Annotated in this window: 21 protein-coding genes and 1 pseudogene; 16 read left to right on the forward strand and 6 right to left on the reverse strand. The window is 56.9% G+C overall.

Features of this window, described 5'->3' with window-relative positions; translation table 11 throughout:
- The first annotated feature begins 375 nt into the window (after positions 1-375).
- Both Q363_RS23690 and Q363_RS42230 read left to right on the forward strand, forming a co-directional pair.
- Positions 376-765, forward strand: coding sequence for a VOC family protein (locus tag Q363_RS23690; RefSeq protein WP_035355647.1), 390 nt, complete (start codon positions 376-378; stop codon positions 763-765).
- A gap of 385 nt (positions 766-1,150) precedes the next feature.
- Positions 1,151-1,504 (forward strand): hypothetical protein, encoded by a 354-nt coding sequence (locus Q363_RS42230; protein ID WP_169747101.1) that lies wholly within the window; start codon positions 1,151-1,153, stop codon positions 1,502-1,504.
- Here Q363_RS42230 and Q363_RS44600 read toward each other — a convergent pair.
- Positions 1,486-1,593, reverse strand: a pseudogene (locus tag Q363_RS44600) (transposase); the annotation flags it as partial. The gene Q363_RS42230 and the pseudogene Q363_RS44600 overlap by 19 nt on opposite strands.
- A gap of 231 nt (positions 1,594-1,824) precedes the next feature.
- Here Q363_RS44600 and Q363_RS23695 point away from each other — a divergent pair.
- From Q363_RS23695 to hxlA, 5 genes are all read left to right on the forward strand, one after another.
- A complete protein-coding gene (locus Q363_RS23695) occupies positions 1,825-2,907 on the forward strand; it encodes a sulfite oxidase (protein ID WP_035355652.1) in 1,083 nt (360 codons plus the stop codon).
- A gap of 151 nt (positions 2,908-3,058) precedes the next feature.
- Positions 3,059-4,528 (forward strand): catalase, encoded by a 1,470-nt coding sequence (locus Q363_RS23700; RefSeq protein WP_035355653.1) that lies wholly within the window; start codon positions 3,059-3,061, stop codon positions 4,526-4,528.
- Positions 4,529-4,687: 159 nt separating this feature from the next.
- Entirely contained in the window at positions 4,688-4,834 is a 147-nt protein-coding gene (locus Q363_RS41035; protein WP_157467431.1) for a hypothetical protein, read from the forward strand.
- A 15-nt stretch (positions 4,835-4,849) separates the two neighbouring features.
- Positions 4,850-5,503: a 6-phospho-3-hexuloisomerase gene (hxlB, locus tag Q363_RS23705; protein ID WP_084080694.1), complete on the forward strand. Its 654-nt coding sequence runs from the start codon at positions 4,850-4,852 to the stop codon at positions 5,501-5,503.
- A gap of 113 nt (positions 5,504-5,616) precedes the next feature.
- On the forward strand, positions 5,617-6,249 hold the full coding sequence (hxlA, locus tag Q363_RS23710; RefSeq protein ID WP_035355685.1) for a 3-hexulose-6-phosphate synthase: 633 nt from the start codon (positions 5,617-5,619) through the stop codon (positions 6,247-6,249).
- Between the two features lie 339 nt (positions 6,250-6,588).
- On the opposite strand, the gene Q363_RS45635 is transcribed toward hxlA, so the two are convergent.
- Positions 6,589-6,723, reverse strand: coding sequence for a hypothetical protein (locus tag Q363_RS45635; RefSeq protein WP_281176065.1), 135 nt, complete (start codon positions 6,721-6,723; stop codon positions 6,589-6,591).
- Positions 6,724-6,882: 159 nt separating this feature from the next.
- Between Q363_RS45635 and Q363_RS23715 the strand changes: the two genes are divergently transcribed.
- The 4 genes from Q363_RS23715 to Q363_RS23735 all read left to right on the forward strand — a co-directional run bounded on the left by Q363_RS23715 (position 6,883) and on the right by Q363_RS23735 (position 9,502).
- The gene (locus tag Q363_RS23715) at positions 6,883-7,326 is read left to right on the forward strand and encodes a hypothetical protein (protein ID WP_035355654.1); all 444 of its coding nucleotides are present in this window, start codon (positions 6,883-6,885) and stop codon (positions 7,324-7,326) included.
- 185 nt (positions 7,327-7,511) lie between these two features.
- The gene (locus tag Q363_RS23725; RefSeq protein WP_035355656.1) at positions 7,512-8,333 is read left to right on the forward strand and encodes an SOS response-associated peptidase; all 822 of its coding nucleotides are present in this window, start codon (positions 7,512-7,514) and stop codon (positions 8,331-8,333) included.
- A 397-nt stretch (positions 8,334-8,730) separates the two neighbouring features.
- On the forward strand, positions 8,731-9,039 hold the full coding sequence (locus tag Q363_RS46710) for an ArsR/SmtB family transcription factor (RefSeq protein WP_051979216.1): 309 nt from the start codon (positions 8,731-8,733) through the stop codon (positions 9,037-9,039).
- A gap of 10 nt (positions 9,040-9,049) precedes the next feature.
- Positions 9,050-9,502 carry a VOC family protein gene (locus Q363_RS23735; protein ID WP_035355658.1) on the forward strand — a complete coding sequence of 151 codons (453 nt, stop codon included), beginning with the start codon at positions 9,050-9,052 and terminating at the stop codon, positions 9,500-9,502.
- 284 nt (positions 9,503-9,786) lie between these two features.
- Here the strand turns inward: Q363_RS23735 and Q363_RS23740 are convergent, their stop codons facing one another.
- Positions 9,787-10,014, reverse strand: a complete 228-nt coding sequence (locus Q363_RS23740) for a hypothetical protein (protein ID WP_035355660.1) — start codon at positions 10,012-10,014, stop codon at positions 9,787-9,789.
- Positions 10,015-10,056: 42 nt separating this feature from the next.
- Here Q363_RS23740 and Q363_RS23745 point away from each other — a divergent pair, with 42 nt between their 5' ends.
- A complete protein-coding gene (locus tag Q363_RS23745) occupies positions 10,057-11,085 on the forward strand; it encodes a hypothetical protein (RefSeq protein WP_035355662.1) in 1,029 nt (342 codons plus the stop codon).
- A 233-nt stretch (positions 11,086-11,318) separates the two neighbouring features.
- Here the strand turns inward: Q363_RS23745 and Q363_RS23750 are convergent, their stop codons facing one another.
- The 3 genes from Q363_RS23750 to Q363_RS23760 form a co-directional block, all read right to left on the reverse strand.
- Positions 11,319-11,804, reverse strand: coding sequence for a hypothetical protein (locus Q363_RS23750; protein ID WP_035355665.1), 486 nt, complete (start codon positions 11,802-11,804; stop codon positions 11,319-11,321).
- Positions 11,773-12,015 carry a UPF0182 family protein gene (locus Q363_RS44605; RefSeq protein WP_035355675.1) on the reverse strand — a complete coding sequence of 81 codons (243 nt, stop codon included), beginning with the start codon at positions 12,013-12,015 and terminating at the stop codon, positions 11,773-11,775. The genes Q363_RS23750 and Q363_RS44605 overlap by 32 nt, the downstream gene beginning before the upstream one ends.
- A gap of 206 nt (positions 12,016-12,221) precedes the next feature.
- On the reverse strand, positions 12,222-13,586 hold the full coding sequence (locus Q363_RS23760) for an alpha/beta fold hydrolase (RefSeq protein ID WP_245632419.1): 1,365 nt from the start codon (positions 13,584-13,586) through the stop codon (positions 12,222-12,224).
- Between the two features lie 287 nt (positions 13,587-13,873).
- On the opposite strand from Q363_RS23760, the gene Q363_RS23765 reads away from it, so the two are divergent.
- From Q363_RS23765 to Q363_RS23785, 4 genes are all read left to right on the forward strand, one after another.
- Positions 13,874-14,110, forward strand: coding sequence for a TOBE domain-containing protein (locus tag Q363_RS23765; protein ID WP_245632420.1), 237 nt, complete (start codon positions 13,874-13,876; stop codon positions 14,108-14,110).
- 306 nt (positions 14,111-14,416) lie between these two features.
- Positions 14,417-15,376 (forward strand): helix-turn-helix domain-containing protein, encoded by a 960-nt coding sequence (locus Q363_RS23770; protein ID WP_035355679.1) that lies wholly within the window; start codon positions 14,417-14,419, stop codon positions 15,374-15,376.
- 464 nt (positions 15,377-15,840) lie between these two features.
- Positions 15,841-16,110 carry a phospholipase D-like domain-containing protein gene (locus tag Q363_RS23780; RefSeq protein WP_051979217.1) on the forward strand — a complete coding sequence of 90 codons (270 nt, stop codon included), beginning with the start codon at positions 15,841-15,843 and terminating at the stop codon, positions 16,108-16,110.
- A gap of 243 nt (positions 16,111-16,353) precedes the next feature.
- A complete protein-coding gene (locus Q363_RS23785; RefSeq protein ID WP_051979218.1) occupies positions 16,354-18,837 on the forward strand; it encodes a beta-glucosidase in 2,484 nt (827 codons plus the stop codon).
- Positions 18,838-19,242 lie beyond the last annotated feature (405 nt).

Consider the following 19,242-nt stretch of genomic DNA (forward strand, 5'->3'; position numbering starts at 1 on the left):
ATCTCGACGAATGGTAAGTCGTGGCTGAGCGACGGTCAATTGCAGGCGGCTCGCGTGAGTTACTTGACCATGCAACGTGCCCGCTATTGCGAATGTCATGATCCCATTCACGAGAGTTCCACCGGGGTCCCCGCCGCCTGCGCCTTCCTTCTCGTCTCCTAATCGAAACCGGCCTCGGATCAACTCTGAGACTTACGCCAAAATCTGTGATCGAGGTGGTTCCGATGTAGGCTAGCGACAATCCGTCAGTTTAAGAGGATCTGTTTGAGGCGATTGCGATAGGCTGGAAGCGAGTTCAGGCTTAGTTTTGGGCCGTCCGTAACCGGTTGTATGCAGGTCGGTCTGAACCGGAACTAGGCCACGGAGGTGGACCCGATGAAGCGCACGTGGACGATCATTGGGGTAGGCGACGTGCCGGGCAGCTTGAAATGGTACCAGGCGCTGTTCGGTCAGCCTGCTACCCCTCCTGCCCATGACGACTTTGGGCAAATCCTCGATTCAGATGGAACTGTCTTGCTCTGTCTCCACGAGTGGGGCGCCCACGAGCATCCCCCATTGATGAGCCCAGATCACGGGAAACCCGGCAATGGCCTCCTGTTGTTCTTCCGTGTCGATGATTTCGACCTGGCGCTTCAAAGGGCACGCTCTCTCGTCGCTCGGCTCGAAGAGGAGCCACACGTGAATCCGAACACTCAAACCATGGAGTTCTCGCTCCGGGATCCGAACGGTTATTACGTTACGATCAGTGCGCTCTCTGCGGCCTAAAAAGGGCCTCACAGTTTGCCGAGCGCTGGCCGGACCTTCATGGGCTAGTACTCGTTCCGTTAGGTAGCTTTTCGCGGTGTTTTGATGATTCTGATCGAGTTACGGACAAACCGCACCTTACTGCCTGCTGCTCCGACCGGAGTCGCCATGGCGCCGCGGACCACTGGATTTGGCAATCGAGACCGCTTCGAACTAAATGGCAAGATTGGATTGCACCGGACGGCAGGATGACAGTGCATTGGGAATGCCGCCAGTGGCAGCATAATGTTGCACTCAGTAGCAGCATTCCATTGCAACCAGCACCAGGCGGTCTGCTTCTTAGAGCGGGTTGGTGAACAGCTGCCCAAAGGGTGCATCCTTTCTAGATCAGAAAGGAGCCTCACTCATGTCAACCGAATCGTTATGGAATCAGAATCTTCTAGCGCGATATGCCCACCTGCCAATGGCGGAAGAACGCCAACAATTTCTCCAGCACAAACTTGACGAGGGAAGTTCGTGGTCTTCCCTTCGTCAATTGGGAATCTACATTGCGGCGGCTGTTTCGCGGATGCAACTCACATCAGAGAGCCGTCTTACCCCGAAGGCTATCGATATTGCTGCGAAAGCATGGGCGAATCGGGAACCCCATGCGAGCAGACTCACTTATCCGCAACAAGTACAAAACTCGAAATGCGCGGCTTTTGGCTCGATGTCCAATCAGTGCAGAAACGTTGGTTTTCCGCCGGTGCGAAGCAAATAGAAAATCGCGTTGATCACAGCACGAATATCGGTTGTGCGCGGCCGGCCACCGGGCCGTCCTGCAGGTAAAAGTGGGGCGAGCAGTGCCATGCTGCGTCGCTCACGTCCGTGGCATAGTAATTGTCTGGCACTCTCCAGTTTCACGGAAACCAAGCTCATTCCCTGTAAAGCGGCGTGAGACTTTTCAATCACCCTCTTATATCCCATAAGAATTTCTGCTTAGACTCGGCCACCTCATTGAACGATGCTCGTACATAGAAGTCGCATTCACATGATGCGATCCCAGCGCCGATATCATCCGAACCGGCACGAGGAGAAACTATGAGCACTGCACCTGTTGTCGGCGAACCGAACGTCGGTCTCATCATCCGCGAACGCGAGCCGCTGAATCTTGAGTACCCGTTCGACCAACTCGACGAGTTCCTCACGCCCAACGACCTCTTCTACATCCGCAGTCACTTCAAGGCTCCCGTGCTCGATCGTCACGACTACAATCTCGCGATTTACGGTGCCGTAAAAACGCCTTTCAAGATCAGCTATGAAGAGTTGCTGACAATGCCAAGTGTCACGCAGCCGGCCACGCTTGAATGCGCTGGCAATGGGCGGATCTTCCTAATACCGCAGGTCAAAGGAGCGCAGTGGCAGCTTGGTGCGGTCAGCACAGCTAATTGGACAGGGGTGCCCCTCTCCGCGTTGCTGGAGCGAGCGGGAGTGAATGCAGATGCATGTGAGATCCTGTTCGAAGCCTGCGATACGGGCACTCCCAAGGAAGATCCGATTCCACCCGGCGACACCCAGTATGCCCGCAGCCTGGCGATGGGTAAGGCCAAGGAGGTGATCATTGCTTACCAGATGAACGGTGAGGAGCTTTCTCGCGACCATGGCTTCCCGCTGCGTGCCATCGTTCCTGGGCATTACGGCATGGCTTCGGTGAAGTGGCTGACCGGAGTCCGGATCCTGACGGAACCTTTCACGGGTTACTGGCAGACCTCAGACTACGGCTATTGGGATTACGACGAGAACAATAACCCAATGCGCCGCGCCCTTGGGCAAATGGCGTTGAAGTCTGCGATCGCGCGGCCTCGAACACGTGAATTCATTCCGGCTGGCCAGTCTTACCGAGTGTTCGGCGCGGCATGGGGTAGCGACACGGTCGTAGAGAAGGTCGAACTTTCGACTGACGATGGCAAGACATGGCAGAGCGTCGAGTTCATCGATGAGGCTCAACCCTTTGTTTGGAGGCGCTGGGAATTCGACTGGCAGGTGCCTATCAAAAAGGGAACTTACACCTTGAAGTCGAGGGCGACGGATGCCCAGGGAAATGTTCAACCTGATCGTCACGACAAGCGCTTTGGAACTTACGTGATTCACCACACCTTCGGTATTGAAGTGATCGTTCGCTGATGATCGAGAACTTCCGCATTCACCCAGACATCTGCAGTGTCATCCGCAGATTCGCAAGAAATCCCTCAGCGGGCGCTCAGTGGAACGCTCGCTGTATTCAGCTCAATTCATCAACCTTGCAATACAGAACTTTTGAAAGTGAGGATACCTAATGTCAAAACCAGAACGCTTTACCAATGCAACCGGTGCTCCCGTAGCGGACAACACAAACATCATGACGGCCGGTCGTCGTGGTCCGGCTCTACTCCAGGACATCTGGCTGATCGAGAAGATGGCGCACTTTGATCGCGAGGTCATTCCTGAGCGCAGGATGCATGCCAAAGGCTGGGGGGCGTATGGAACTTTCACGACGACTCACGACATCACAAAGTACACCAAGGCAGCGATTTTTTCGAAGATTGGCAAGCAGACGCCTATGTTCGCCCGCTTTTCGACTGTCGCTGGGGAACGCGGGGCAGCCGATGCGGAGCGCGATATCCGCGGGACTGCTCTCAAGTTCTACACCGAGGACGGAAATTGGGACATCGTCGGAAACAATACTCCAGTCTTTTTCTTCCGCGATCCTCTACGCTTCCCGGACCTCAACCACGCTATCAAGCGCGATCCCCGCACCGGTCTTCGGAGCGCTCAGAATAACTGGGACTTCTGGACTCTTCTTCCAGAGGCACTCCATCAGGTCACAATTGTCATGTCCGATCGTGGAATTCCAAAGTCCTTCCGGAATATGCATCTCTTCGGAAGTCACACCTTCTCGATGATCAATGCTGAAAACAAGCGCACGTGGGTAAAATTCCACTTCCGCACACAGCAAGGGATTCAAAATCTCACGGACGAAGCTGCTGCTGCGGTTGTGGCAAACGATCGGGAGAGCAATGGCCGAGATCTATTGCAGGCAATCGACGGTGGAGATTTTCCGCGTTGGACGCTCTTCATCCAGGTAATGACAGACGAACAGGCAAAGACACACAAGCACAATCCTTTTGATGTGACCAAAGTCTGGCCCAAGGCTGACTACCCTCTGATCGAAGTTGGTGTAATGGCGCTCAATCGTTATCCGGACAACTACTTCGCAGAGGTAGAGCAAGCCGCCTTCTCCCCGGCGAATGTGGTTCCCGGAATTAGCTTCTCTCCTGACAGGATGCTCCAGGGCCGTCTGTTCTCTTATGGCGATACCCAGCGATACCGGCTCGGTATTAACTTCAATCACATCCCTGTTAACGCGCCGAAGTGTCCCTTCCGCTCCTATCACCGCGATGGCCAGATGCGGACAGATGGAAACCTCGGAGGGACGACGAACTATAACCCTAATAGCCAGGGATTATGGGACAACCAACCGGAATACCTTGATCTGCCGCTCGCGCTCGAAGGCGAGGCGGATCACTATGACCACCGCTTAGAGGATGATCACTGGGAGCAACCGGGCAATCTCTTCCGGAAGATGACCCCAGAGCAAAAGCAGTTGCTCTTTGACAATACGGCTCGCGCGATCAATGGCGCCTCCCAGGAGGTCCTGGAGCGGCATGTTGCGAACTGCAGAAGAGCCGATCCTGCCTACGGGCGAGGCGTAGCAGAAGCGCTAGGCATTTCCGAACCGGAGGGCGAACTTGAACCAGCAAAATAGAGCCCACAACTCGACAATTCTCAGTCGGGAGTCGAGGAAGGTGGTTCATGAAGAAGTACGTCGCTGGTCTGAACCCTCGGGGAGGGTGCTTCGAACTCGAACGAAAATCCTGCGTGTGTTGCAGCGCTGAGGGGAGAGATCCTCCGCCTGCAGCAGCTCGTGGCTGAACTGCTGCTGAAGAATCAATGTTTGCGGCACGCGCTCGGAAATTCGGAGCGGAAGGCCCTTGCGAACCTTCTGCGAAAGCTCGGTCACGAAGCCGAGAGTATCGCCGCTGAAGAGAAGAAACCTGTTGAGAAAAAGTGAACAAAGGAGAAATCAATGTCAGAACAAAAACAAGTATCGGGTGTTCATGGAGCAGCATCGGTCGGAGATGGTTTTCCACTGCGGACACTCTTTCCTTCCAACACTTTTCAAACTCGAGGTTATTCATTCGACCAGGCTCTGATTCTGAATGAACTGGAGCGGACGCTCGCGGCGGTGAGCGACGCGGAGATAGCTGTCGCGCAAAGAATGATTCTGGCAGCCAACCGCGTATTCGTTATGGGTGCGGGGCGCACGGGGCTGGCGCTGAAGATGGCTGCCATGCGGCTGATGCATCTGGGGTTGGTGGTGCATGTTGCCGGCGAGGTGACTTGTCCTGCGATCGGTCGCGGCGACCTGCTGCTGGTGGCTTCAGGATCGGGCACCACGGCTGGCCCGGTGCACGCAGCTGAGGTTGCAGTCAAGGCGGGAGCACGGGTTTTGGCGTTGACCGCGACACCCGCTTCGAAACTGGGCGAGCTGGCACAAGGCCTGGTTGTGATTCCGGCTGCGGCCAAGGAGGATCATGGCGGAATGATGTCTGAGCAATATGCCGGGGCGCTGTTCGAGCAGAGCGCCCTACTGATCATGGATGCGATGTTTCAGGCAATGTGGCATGAGCGCGGCGAAAGCGCAGAGGAGTTATGGAAGCGCCACGCGAATCTGGAATAACAAGACACAGGATACCGAAGCCTTTGTCTTTCTGTAGGAATGATGGGCTGGTTCTTACGTTGGTCCGTTGTTCCTGATGTCAACTTATTCAGTATCTGGAAATGGAGAACACGATGAAACTACAAGTTGCAATTGATCTACTATCGACGGCGGATGCGCTGGCCTTGCTCAACAAGGTGGCGGAGCATGTGGATGTTATCGAGCTGGGAACCCCGCTGATCAAACAGCAAGGACTGAGCGTCGTTACAAATGTGAAGGCAGCATATCCTGACAAGCTGGTGTTTGCAGACATGAAGACGATGGATGCCGGCGAGTTGGAAGCTGATTTGGCGTTCAATGCGGGCGCGGACATCATGACCGTGTTGGGCTCGGCCGGCGACAGCACGATTGCGGGAGCCGTAAAGTCCGGTAAAGCGCACGGCAAGGCTGTGGTGGCCGACATGATCGGTGTGGCAGACAAGGCCAAGCGGCTGAAGGAACTGAAGTCCCTGGGCGTGAGCTGGGTGGAACTGCATGCGGGGCTGGATGAGCAGGCGCAGGCCGGGTACTCGATCGAGAAGCTGCTGGAAGTGGGCCGGAAAGCTGAGATTCCGTTTTCGGTTGCAGGCGGCATCAATGCACAGCGGATCGAAGGGGTCGAATCCTCCGGTGCGACGATTGCTGTTGCGGGCGCGGCCATCTATGGAGCGAAGGATCCGGAAGCCGCTGCGAGGGGTCTGCGCGAAAAAATCAAGCACCTGGGATAGGCGCGGACTTTGAAGTAGAGGCGGTGACGGGGCGTGCATTGCTCTGTCGCCGCTTTCGTTCTTTGTGCCTGTTATCAACTTCCCCTGGGCGAAAGTTAATGACAGGCTCCAAGAGCGAGGTGACAACTCAACTGCCTGAGAGTTCCGTAACAAGTTCACAACAGACGGCTCTGCGTGCGTAATACCTCCCGCGGGCAGACCGGAAAAGGAGCGTTGAATTTGCGGCGCCTGCCCATGACGTCGCTGCTGGTCAGAACACTTTTTCGCGCGGGCGTCGGTGATCTGCTTCAAGTAGTAGCCGTTGGCGCCGACGTAGGCCCAGCCTGGGTGGTAGCGTTGCTAGCTGATGATCAGAGGTGCCAACCCATATCCGGTGCAGATCGGGCAGATGGCTACCATGCGTTCGATTACCGCAAGGCCGTGAACTCCTTCAGCCGTAAGCTGCTGGATGCGCAGGTCCATTGCAGCGGCCATTCTGCGATGCCGCTCCCGAAAGTTCCTCCAATACCGGTGGGATAAAGATGTCCGAGGACCGGCAAATTCTCGACATGATGATTCAGCGCAAGACCGGCGAGATCACTCTTAACCTTACCGACGAACAGTACACCAAACTCACGAGGTAAAATTTCCCCCATGCCCATCGATCCTTCAGCCCTGCTCAATCTCTGGAGCCTTGAGGAGCTACCTGCCTGCAACGAGGGCATGGAACACGCCCGTGCCTTCCTTACCAGTGCCGGCGAGGCCGTCAGCAGCATCGAGAACCACGATCCGCGGTTGTTGCTCCGGGAGTTTGTCGTCCTCTTTCGCATCTTCGCCGCGCACAGTGCCACCTGCCCCAAATGTAGCCAGGTGTCAGTGGCCGATTCAAACGTTGCCATGCCCCGCATGACCGCGGAGCTCTTCCGCGAAATCCTCGACTCTATCGAGGGAGATATCGAAACCCTTGAGATCGAAAAGACAGTGAGCGAAGGCGAAGATGTTCCCACCCAAGCTGAGCGCTCTGCCATCGAGCGCGTCCAGAGCACGCTGAAACAATCAAAGGCAGCCATCGAAGTCGAGTTGGAGATGAAGGGGTAGCAATGTTCATAACGGATGACAAGCTTCCCGATGACGTCGTGCGTAGGCAGTATGCCGAGACGAAACACGCTCTTTGTTGCCTCAATTGTGGCTTTGAGTGCGGCTTTGACCCTACGCAGCCTGGCTCTATCGGTAAGCCGCTATGGGTTCTTCTGGAGCATGAGTGCAGGTCTGTGGAGAGCTGAATGTGCGGTCGCTACTACAGCCTCTTCGACAAGCAGCAGGTGGCCGAGCACTTCCATGTGCGCCGCACCGCGGACAACGTCGGGATCATTGCACCGAACTACAACGTCGCGCCCGGTGACCCCCAGCCTGTCATTCGCCGCAGCCGGGATACGGGAGAGCGCGAGCTGGTAATGATGCGCTGGGGCATTGTGCCTTGGTTCGCCAAAAGTGAGCTCGAATTCAAGAAGCTCTCGACCATCAATGCCAAATCTGACCGGCTGACCGACAGCAAGATGTGGCGCGAGCCCTTCGCCAAGCGCCGCTGCCTGGTTCCCGCCAGTGGGCTTTACGAATGGCCGAAGCCAGGGCATGCTATCTCGGACACTTATAGCGAGGAAGAAACCGCTGCTCCCGCCGACTGCACGGAACCGCTCGCTGTCTCTGGAGATCTCTTTGGTTCGGCTCCGAAACCGGCGCGGAAAGCAAAAACGGCCAAGCCGATCAAGCGCGTCTTCAACATCACTCTCACCGAGCCCGGCCCGTTCGCCTTCGCCGGCATTTGGGACGCATGGAAGCGGCCGGATGGAACATACCTTGAGACGTTCGCCTTGGTTACCACCGAACCCAATGAACTCGTCGCCCAAATCCACGAACGTCTTGCCCTCATCCTGCACCCGCGCGACTATGACCGCTGGCTAGGCATCGACGACAAAGGAGGCGACCCGCGCCCTCCGCTCGATCTTCTCCATCCCTACGACACGGACAAGATGGTTATGAAGCCTGCTAACCCGGCCGTCGGCAACTGGCGCAATAATGGGCCGGAGATGCTTGATCGCACCTAGACCGGGCTGCTTGCTGAATGCAATCAATTCTGCCACCCAGTGCAGCGTTATGCGCCACCAAGTGCAAAGTTATGCCGCCTGATCACCAAAGGGTGTGCAAGTCTCATCCACGCCGGAGGCGTGCGGTTGGGTTAGGACGATGTCCGGTTCGAGCTCAGGGGAGTAAGGTGCGGTTAACCGACCATCCGCCCACCATCCTTTCCGGTCGGGAGAAATCTACACGCCACGGCAGATGCCCAATCGAGGGTTCCAGTGGTGCGCCTGTTGATGCCCAGCCCTTACGCGGGTGATTCATATTTCCACCTTTTGCCGAGGGGAACGCGCTAATTGCAATAGTTAGCTGTTGCGCTAAATATCCATTGATGTGATATTTAGCCTTATGGCTTAATATCGTCGTATGGTGCAGCGAGATTCCGTTCCCCGAGTTGACGCGTATGAATCGGTGTTTGCTGCGTTAGCGCACGCTGCCAGGAGGCGCGTACTGCTCACGATTTATTTCAACGGCGGTTCGATGACGGCCGGGGAGATCGCGGCAATTTTCGAGAGCACTTGGCCAACGACTACGCGGCATCTCCAGATCCTCGAAGCGGCGGGCCTGCTGACTCACAAAAAGCAAGGGCGGATGCGTATTTACCGAATTCAGCGAAAACGGCTCGAACTGGTCAGGGACTGGCTCGCTCACTTTTCAAGAAACGATAAGCACTAAGGAGAAAACCATGTCGGCAAAACAACACGATAAAGAGAATACGCGGAAGGTGACGAAACGCACTCCGCCGAACGACGTACCGCAGTTTTTTAGGCTTAACATCGAGGTCGGTGATCTCAAATCGGCGATCTCGTTCTATACGAAACTACTGGGCATAGAAGGGCGTAAACAGGCCGGTGCCCGGTGTTATTTCAATTGTGGCTCCGTGACTCTGCAGGTGCTCGACGTGTCGTCCGTGGGTCAGCCCCACCCTGCGGCAAAGGCACTTTACTTCACGGTCAACGACTTGGAGGCGGCCTACGAGCGAGCCATGGCCCTACAGTGTCTCTCCCGTGAGGAAGTCCATGACGCACCGGGCGGCGGCATCGTAGTACGCCCCTGGGGAGAGCGATCCTTCTACGCTGAGGATCCTTGGAAGAACCCGCTATGTTTTGTCGAGGAAGGAACGGTCTATGTAGGTTAACAGTGTCCAAGAGCCGGCACGGGAGGGCAAATCGACAAGAACACTGCTCGCCATGTCCTCCCGCATCACGGGCAAGCGGGAAGTAATCCCAAGGTAAGAGTAGCCGACCATCTGGGAGTTGAGCGGCTCAGCGAATTCAAAAGCGTTCGTCGTCACTCATTCGGTAGTGGTCGATATGGCAGCTTCGCCAGGAATGCGTTCATTTCGCGCAGCACATCCACCTCGTTCGACAAGAAGATGTAGTGACTTGCATTAGGCAATCGGACTACATGTAGCGCTGTCGGCTATTCTTGGCGGAAGTTCTCTACCATCTTGATAACGCTCTGGGGATCGGACTGAGTGTAGAAGATGGTGCGCCCGTCTCGCGACGCGCTTAAGCTGGGCTGCCCACCGCTGGGTTTTTGTTCAAGTGACAGAACTGGCGTAATCCGCCGGGTGGCGAAGCTGTAGAACTCGATCGTAGGACGTGGTTCGGCGTCGACGTCGAGCAGGTAGAGTCCGCTCTCCGTCACGGCCCAGCTCACGATGGCGGAAGAAGTTGGAGCACGCCCAATATGGTCACATTCACGAACGCAGGAAACTTCTTCCACGACAAGGAATGGCTTGCCGCGGGACCGAACGGTGCGGTCGTGGTGACCTGGAGTCGATTTAGCCAGGGACCCAATGGCCAGGGTTATCTGTCCTCGCCCATCGTTGGCGCCATCTCCAAGGACTACGGCAAGACCTGGAATCGGCAGAGCTTTCCTATCTCGGATGCGGCTCATCCCTTTGACCAGGGTTCGCAGGTTCAGTTTGGCCCTGACGGAAGTCTCTACGTTGCTTATGAAGGCGCTTCGCCGACGACAGGCTACGCGACCGACGCCGTCGTGCTCGCTCGCTCGACCGATGAGGGACACTCTTTCGAGACCGTGGAGTTGGCCCGGGTCTACGACGATCTCGATTGCTACCCTGTCTATGCGGGGCGGCAGACTCTTACCGACATGCATTTTCGGATCAACAGCTACCCGTCAATGAGCATCGATCCGTTAACTGGCACGATCTCCATCGCATGGACCGATAACCAGGGATCCGGTACCTGCGGAGGAGGAGGCGTGTCTTTCGCAGGAGCCACTTCCAATCAGGTGAAGCTTATCCGTGGAGCCTGGCCTGCCATCACGAGCGCAGCCGTTACCCGGATCACGACAACGCCTGAGGACAAGGTGTTCCCCGCTGTAGCGAATATGGGCGGCAAAGCGGCTGTCAGCTACTACACCCGCGACTATGGCATCTCCTCTACTTCGCCGGTTTGTAACTTGCAGACCAATCCTGACCCCAGCGGGATTACACCAGTTCCCACTGCCCGGTCGGTCTGCATGGACTACGCAGCAAAGAGAAGCGCAGATGGATTCCTCGCCCAAACGCGCCTCTCCACCGAGAGTTCGAATCCCTTTGTGCAATTTGCCGACGGTTCGTTCATCGGCGACTATACTCAAGTGGCGATCGGAACCAGCGGACCAGCATACGGCTCATGGACGGACTTCCGCGGCAATCCGGGAGTTACTCCGGCAAATCAAGACGTAATGATCCAGTCATTTGTACCTTGAGGTCGTGCGCGTCAGCTGGTGAGAAATCGCCAATGAACTCAGCGATCACTGTAGATGGGAAAATTTATAGATTTCGGAGTTCCGGACGGTTGACGGTCTATTACGAAACAATTCTCAGGGACAATCCTGCAACTTCTTGGCAGGCGACAACAGCGGAAAGATCCCCGAAGCTTATCTATGGGTAGTTTTGTTACGAAGATTTCGACAGATAAGAACGCAGCCTCGCAGGGAAACTATTTTTGACGCGAGTTCAGTTTGTCGATTGTGCGTTTCAGCTCTTCAAGCTTCTGCCCAGCCTCGCCGAGCTTGCCTTCCGCTGTCAGGCGCTGGTAGTCGGCAAGGTCTTTGGCAGCTTCCGCGATGAGTGAGTTGAGATCTGCTGCGGGCTGGGGCGCGGCGGCGGATGCCGGAGCGGCTCGCGCCGCCTCCGTGGGGCTCACGGACGAGACCCCTCCGCCAAAAAGAGCCGTCAGCGCCGCCTCGAAGGTCGGTCCGTACGCGAGCCGATCTTGAAGCGCGAGCACGACGACGCGCAACTCCGGCATCGGGCTTCGCTCAGCCTGCAGGTAAATCGGCTCCGCATACAACAGCGCGCGCCCGCACGGAATCACTAAGAGCGCCCCGCGTCGCACGCGCGAGCCTTGCTGATTCCACAGCGTCAATTGTCCTGAAAGCTGGGCATTCTGATCAATTCGCGCCTCGATCTGCAGCGGCCCCATCAACCACCTTGGTTTTAGGAAAGTCGTAGACCACCGATGTACCGTAGAGCGCGTCGTCGCTGCGCCCGGCAATCCAGCCAATCAGATTGTTGCGGTTGGCTGGCGTGAACGGGAGAATCTCTACGAACTCCACGCCGGTTTCGCCCGGCAGTTTCATCAACACGAAATTCGGCTGCATCACCTGTACCGTTTGCTCCCCACCTTCGCTCATGCCGACTTCGGTGGCGACTGTCCGAGAAGTGAAATCCTGAGATACTCTGCCGGCCCCTTGAGGCGGAACTCAGGATTACCTCCGGATCACCGACGATCCGCTCAGAACTCGAAACAACAAACACACGATGAGCGCATTGCTCTTCTGTTATCACTAGTTGAGAATTGAAATAAATGTAGATCGCTGTGCTCAGCCCGCCAAGCTGCTCACCAGAGAAAGTCAACGACTGGGAGATCAGTGGCCAGGTCGGTGGAAGGCCGGGCCGCAATAGTTTCTTTGCGCAGGACGACCGAAGTGATTTGGGCGGTCGACGTGGGGAGATCAGCGAGAAAGGAATCGTTCATGGGGAGTCCGGTGGGTTCGTCGTTGGCGAGTTTGTTGTCAATCAGGACGGGATCGCGTTCGCGGGAGAAGTAGCCCTGTGGACGGGCGATAAGAAGTTGACTGCCATGCGTGGGCACAGAAGGAGTGGCCTGACGGGTAACCTTCGGCTCCGTTGGGACGGGCAAAAAACGCAGATTGAGCAGGGTTGTTGAGCGTGGGACCGGGGCTCTATAGAGGCGGATATGACGGCCCTGAAATTCAAGGTCGAAGTCGTACTCCTGTGTGGACGAGGCCTGGAATGGACCCCATCTTCCATCACTTCTGGTGACAACTTCGTAGGCTGGCGTGGTGGATTCGGTGGAGTTTACCGGGTAGATGCGAAGATGGACGCCTGAGAGTGGAAGATTGGTAAAAGCGCCGTTCTCAAAACCGGTGATAAGACCAGAGAGAGTTGGAGAAGAGACTGGTGTAACCAGCGTGGTCGTGGGTGCCGCGCCGGTAATGAACTTGTACATCGCTGCGAAGGCGGATGGGTAGAAGGCTAGTTCGCGGTGGTCGAGGTTGGGGAGGACGATATTTGTGGCTCCGGCGAGCGCGGGGCCTTCGTAGGTAATGCCGGTAGCGGTTTGGGCCTTGCCGAAGGCGATGCCGTTCGGCTGAGCGTACTTGTCCAGCTTGTCACTGCGAAGCGTCATCATTTTCACACCGGGGGGCACCTCGGAGCCATTGCCATAAGCATGATTGAGCGACTGGAGGTAGTGCCCCTTCCCGTTGAACTCGCTGTCGAGATTAGCGTCGAGCGCAATAACTCCATGATTCGGCGTTCCACATGTGATCGCGAAGGCGACGTTGTTGCTTCCTCCGTGGCGGAGGTAGTTACGAATAGTCATTCCGCCACGACTGCTCCCGATGAGGGCCACCTTCGAGCTGTGGGTCTCGATGAGGACGCGGGTGACGAAAGCACTGAGCTCCGCGGTCGCGTCGGTAGTGGAAGAGCGATTTACCTCTTCGACGGTGTCATTCGTGCGGGCGCTGGGATGTGAGAAGCGCACGGAGAAGAGCTTGTCGGTGGGGTAACCGTTGGACTCGAAGAGCCAGATGATACCGATCCACTTGGAAGCGTCGTCGCCGTTGCCGTGCACGAACACTATAGGGACAGACATGTTGGGCTGGGCTTGGGCGGAGGAGGTCATCCCCGTTACACAAGTTAGGAGAATGGCGACGAGTGTGTACGCAATGCGGGTCACGCGAGATGTCATTCAAACTGTACCTGCCATGCAGACTTTAGTTGACGCGGTGGTTAGACGCAAGGGGACACGAATCGACAATGCACTCAGCGAGCTCTCGAGCGAACGGGAGCAGATCCAATCGTCCGCTTCCGGTCGGTTAACGGGCAAACCGCACGTTATCGGATAGGGGAAGGGTTGCCGACGACCCGGTAAACCGCGCATGTAGTGCCGAAACAGATTGTTGAGGGACCTCTTTGGGAGACGCGAAGGTTGCGCGGTTGAGCGCACACCTCCAAACGCTGCTCTTGGGACTGCGGCTGAGGTATGCTTCCGGCATGACACTTTCCGCTCGCAATCAGCTCAAAGGCACCGTCGAAGCGGTTCAGCTTGGCGGAGTAATGGCCCACATCGTCGTGCGCGTTGGCGAGAACCTCATTGAAAGCGTGATCACCAGAAGAAGCGCGGAAGAGATGGCGCTCAAGCAAGGTGATGCTGTCAAAGTGGTGATCAAGTCAACCGAAGTGATGCTCCAGAAGGACTGAGCTCAACCTCCGACCAGCGACCAGGGGCCAGAGGGTGCCGTTGCTTACGGCGGGCAGTGGCGTAGACCCACCACTACCGCAACGACTTGGTTCAAGATAACTTCACATTTGCCGACCATCTGGGAGTTGGGCGGTTCGGTCAACACAACGGCGGCGTTTGTGGAGAGTAATCGTGCAAGCGCGGTGTCGAGTATCGATGTGTTCATTCGCGTCGGCTCGGCTTTTAAGGTAGAAGATTGGTACGTACGATCAGGCGGGAGGCGTCATCTTTTGTCTATGATTCGTTCAAGGTGAGGAACCGGACGCATGAATAAAGCGGATGGTCAGGACACGGCAGACCGCCTCTCTGCAATTGTCGCGAACTCCCTGGACACGCAGACGAAAACTCAAGATCTGGCGCGCCAAGCGTATCAAAGTCGCACGCAGTTCCACAGGTTGTTCCGAACCGTGGTTGAAGAAACTCCGGGAGCCATGCGACGGCGGCTATTGTTGGAAAGAGCAGCATATCAACTGGCGCATACCGGAATGTCGGTCACGGACGTCGCCCTGGACGCCAACTACGGTTCGTTGGAGGCGTTCACTCGCGCTTTCCGAAAAGCCTTTCGGACTTCCCCCAGCATCTACCGGCGCATGCGTGATGCGCATTTTCATTTGCCAGCGTCCAACAAAATTCACTTTTTTGCCCCTGGTTCGCCAACAAAAGGAGGGAAAGACATGGATTTATTCGATCGATTTGCAGGGAACGACTCATGGCACACGCGGCGTTTGTTGGAATACGCGGGTACTTTGACAGAGGAACAATTGGATCAGCCGCTGCGCACCGTCGTAGAGCTGCTGCCTTGGCGAGAGTCGAATAAGACTCTAAGGCAGCTCTTAGAAAACATCATCTTCACTAAGGAAGTCTGGACCGCCGCGCTGTCTGGAGCGGAGATGGATATGAACGGCCCTCCCAAATCGCAGCGCTCCCCGCAAGCGATGCTGCAACGGCTCGAAAAGACGGATGCTGAACTGCATCGTATTCTCGGTGACATCCGAAACCGCTCCAGCTGGGATGATACGTTCGTCGACGCTCTGTGCGAACCGGCGGAGACCTTCACGTACGGCGGTGTCTTCGCCCATATCATGACATTCAACGCGCATCGCCGATTGATGGCCTTGGACGCTCTACGTCAACTCGGCGTCCAAACCGAAGGTTTCGGCGACCCCATGGAGTATGAGGAAAGTGTGGCACCCTGGAGCCAGCAGGTAGCTATCAAAATGCCATGACGATGAGAACGGAATTGCTGCGATTCAACGGCGCTGTCGAGCGGGATCCCGCCATCGATGCGTGGATGAAAGAGCAATGCAGCTGGATTGGGAGCCATCGCGCATCAGTGGTTTGAGGTAATGCGAAAATGTGGGGACGAAGTCCGGGAGCTTTTGCATGACGACTGTCCGGCCACAGTCGCCAGGGGGCGCTGCCTCAGGAGGCTTGGTTACCTTGCTTTGCGCTGAGCGCAGAAAGGTGCTTTGTTCTTTGGGTGGGCGTTGCGGGCGGGCAAGGCCCGCTGAGGAGGGTGCCGGAAGACGGTGGGTTCATAGCCGGTTCCCCTTCCTCCCTTTCTGGTAGTGGCCTTGGTCTTATGTTTGTGGGGTGTGTTGCGGAATGACGCGTCCGTTTTGGCACGCTGAGACTGATTAAAGCTGAAGAATCTGCTGAGAACCTCCTGTGAGTCGGTTGACTTGCAATCATGCTGTCGTCAAAGTCTGTGGTCGTTCTCTATGCGCCGGAGTCGAACCTGGAACGAAGTGAGATAGAGACGCTTAGGACGGCGAAGGTCTCCGTCGATGTAGCGATGTACAGCTTCACGGATCGTGTACTGGCCGCGGAACTGGTTCGCCTGGCACGCTCCGGAGTTCGGGTGCGCGTCTACCGTGATTCGAGAGAATCAATGCAGGAGAACCAGCGCGGCTCTTCCACAACGCCTTCGCTGCTGGCGGGTGGGTCGAGGTCCGTGTGAAAGCTTCGCAGGACCTGATGCACTTCAAGAGCTATGTCATTGACGGCGCTCTACTGCGTACAGGGTCCGCGTCTAGCGGAGATGAGGAAGAGCACTCCGCCACGTTTTTGCTGGCAAGAAGCGGCCACGCGGCACAAGGATCAGGTGGTGGTGGGCCATGAGACAATCGGTTGTCTGCATAGTAGGGATTCGACTGTCAGGTAGGACCGAACCACAATCAACTCCAGTTCAAGGGACCGCCCCATGTTTCTCTCGCGCCTTCTCACCGCTGCCGCGCTGCTCTGCAGCGTTACTTTGCTTCCCGCCCAATCTCCCGTACCTGTCTCACCGGCCATCCGTGCGCGCGTCGACGCGTTGATCGCCAAAATGTCGGTGGACGATAAGCTGAAACTCATCGGCGGCGTGGACTCATTTTATACACAGGCAATCCCTTCCATCGCGCTGAAGCGGCTGAAAATGTCAGACGGACCCGTCGGTGTGCGCACCTTTGGGCTCGCGCCTGCCTACACCGCGGGAGTCGCGCTGGCTGCGACATGGGATCCGGCGTTGGCAGAACGCGTCGGCGCCTCCCTGGGTGACGACGCCCGTGCACGTGGCGTTAACTTCCTCCTGGCCCCAGGCGTGAACATCTATCGCTCTCCACTGAACGGCCGCAACATGGAATACTTTGGCGAAGATCCCTTCCTTGCCGCACGCATCGCTGTGGGATACATCGAAGGTGTTCAAAGCAAGGGGGTCTCTGCAACCGTAAAACATTTCGCCGCCAACAATTCGGAGTACGACCGTCACCGCATCAACAGCATCATCGACGAGCGCACCTTGCGCGAACTCTACCTGCCGGCCTTTGAAGCAGCCGTGACCGAGGCCCACGTAGGCGCCGTCATGGACAGCTACAACCTGGTCAATGGCGAACATTCCACGCAGAACGCACATCTGAATAAGGACATTCTGCGCCACGACTGGGGCTTCCAGGGCGTCGTGATGTCCGACTGGACGGCAACTTACGATGGGCTCGCAGCCGCAAACGGCGGATTGGACCTGGAGATGCCCTTTGCCAAGCTGATGACGCCCGAGACCCTGAAGGGAGGCCTTGCCAGCGGCAAACTGACCATGGACGTGTTGGACGAAAAGTGCCGCCGCATCCTTGGTACGGCCATACAGTTCGGCTGGCTCGACCGCGACCAGACTATCTCTTCGATTCCTCTCAACAACCCCAACGCGGATAGGGTCACGCTTGAGGAATCGCTCGAGAGCATCACCCTGCTGAAGAATGAAGGCGGACTGCTTCCCCTGGATCCCACGCGCGTGAAGACCCTCGCTGTCATTGGACCCGAAGCTGCCGTCGCTGTGGTCGGCGGCGGTGGAAGCTCGCAAACGACTCCCTTCCAGGCGAACAGCTTCGTCGCCGGTCTTATGCAGGCAGCCGGCACTCGTTTGAAGGTGATGTATGCTCCAGGCCTTCCACCCCTCGCAACCATCTTTGGCCGCACCTCGTTCCGCAACCTCACCGTAGGTGTAAACGGCAAGGGAGAACCGCCGCGTACGGAGAATACAGATCGCGGTCTGAGTCGGATCAATACCTGGAACGGGGTCGGAGGAGGGGGTTCGGGTGGACCGCGGGGCGCCGGTCTCACGACCTACGACTACAAAGGCGAGTACCTTCCCACGGCGCCGGGGGAGCATGTTCTGATCGCATCGGCTCCCGAGCAGGACACCTATCGCGTGCTTATCGACGGCAAGGAGGTCCTCTCCCAGCAGAAGGATTCGAATCGCATGGCAGTCAGGAACGTCTCCGTTGCTCTGACCGAAAACAAACCGGTTTCCGTCGAAGTGGTCTACCAGACAAACGGTACAACACCTCGCCTCGGCGTCGGTCTGGTGGCTTCAGCGGACATGCTCTCGCCCGATGCGCAGAAAATTCTGCACGATGCCGATGCGGTGCTCGTTACTGTCGGCTTCGACGCATCCACCGAGAGCGAGGGCTTCGATCGGACTTATGACATGCCTTGGCCGCAGAACGAACTTATCCAGCAGGTCACGGCGCTCAACCCCAAGACAATCGTCTCCATCACCGCCGGCGGTGCCGTGGAAACTGCGCCTTGGATTGCGAATGTTCCCGCACTGCTGCACAACTGGTATCCCGGGCAGCAGGGATCGACGGCGCTGGCGCAGATCCTGTTTGGCGACCACTCGCCGGAAGGCCATCTGCCTTTCAGTTGGGAGCGCACCCTGGACCAGGATCCAGCCAGCGCCCACTACGCGGAAGAACCCGGCGAAAGCCGCATCGTTCGTTATGATGAGGGCTTGTTCCTGGGCTATCGGTTCTACACATCGATGAACCAGAAGCCTCTGTTCCCCTTCGGCTTCGGCATGTCCTATACGAACTTTGCGTTCACGCATCTGAACGTTAAGAAAAATTCCGACGATGATGTGGAGGTCTCTTTCACCGTCCAGAACACAGGCTCGCGGGCAGGCGCGGACGTTGCCCAAGTCTACGTCGGGGACCCCAGTGCGAAGTTGAAGCGGCCCTTAATGGAGCTCAAGCAGTTCAGCAAAGTCCGCCTCAATGCCGGCGAGACACAACACGTCGTCCTGCACCTGAACAAGCGCGCCTTCAGCTACTACGACGTGGACGCAAAGAACTGGCGCATGGATCCCGGCGAATTCGTCATTTACGTCGGCGACTCGTCCGAGTCGATCCCTCTCAAGCAGTCGTTCCCGATGTAGACCGTCCGCTGTTCTCGCACCGATTCTATTTGGGGTTCCGTCAGAATTCGGACAGACAGAACGATATCTCGCCTCACAGCAGAAGCTGTCTACCGCTGTGAACGACAATCTTGGGCTCTAATACGATGGGCATGCAAGACGGTTATAACTCACGGACTATTAGGGGACACGGTCATTCCATGAGAGCAAGGTTACTTTCGCTCGCTTCTAGTTCAAATCCTGGGATTTGGGGCATTTCACTGCCGGCAATTCCCTGAAGGTCGCCCTTGTAGGGAGGCGATGTTCGTTAAGACGCGCTCAAGCCGCTTTTCCTGCCGCTTCCACCGCGCCTGGGTGGAGCGCTTCTCGGCTGCAAGCTCGTCGTATAGCTCTCGAAAGGGGAGGGCAACACCCTCAATGGTTGCT

Origin of the sequence: Edaphobacter aggregans DSM 19364, assembly GCF_000745965.1 — a bacterium.
GTDB classification, from domain to species: Bacteria; Acidobacteriota; Terriglobia; order Terriglobales; family Acidobacteriaceae; genus Edaphobacter; species Edaphobacter aggregans.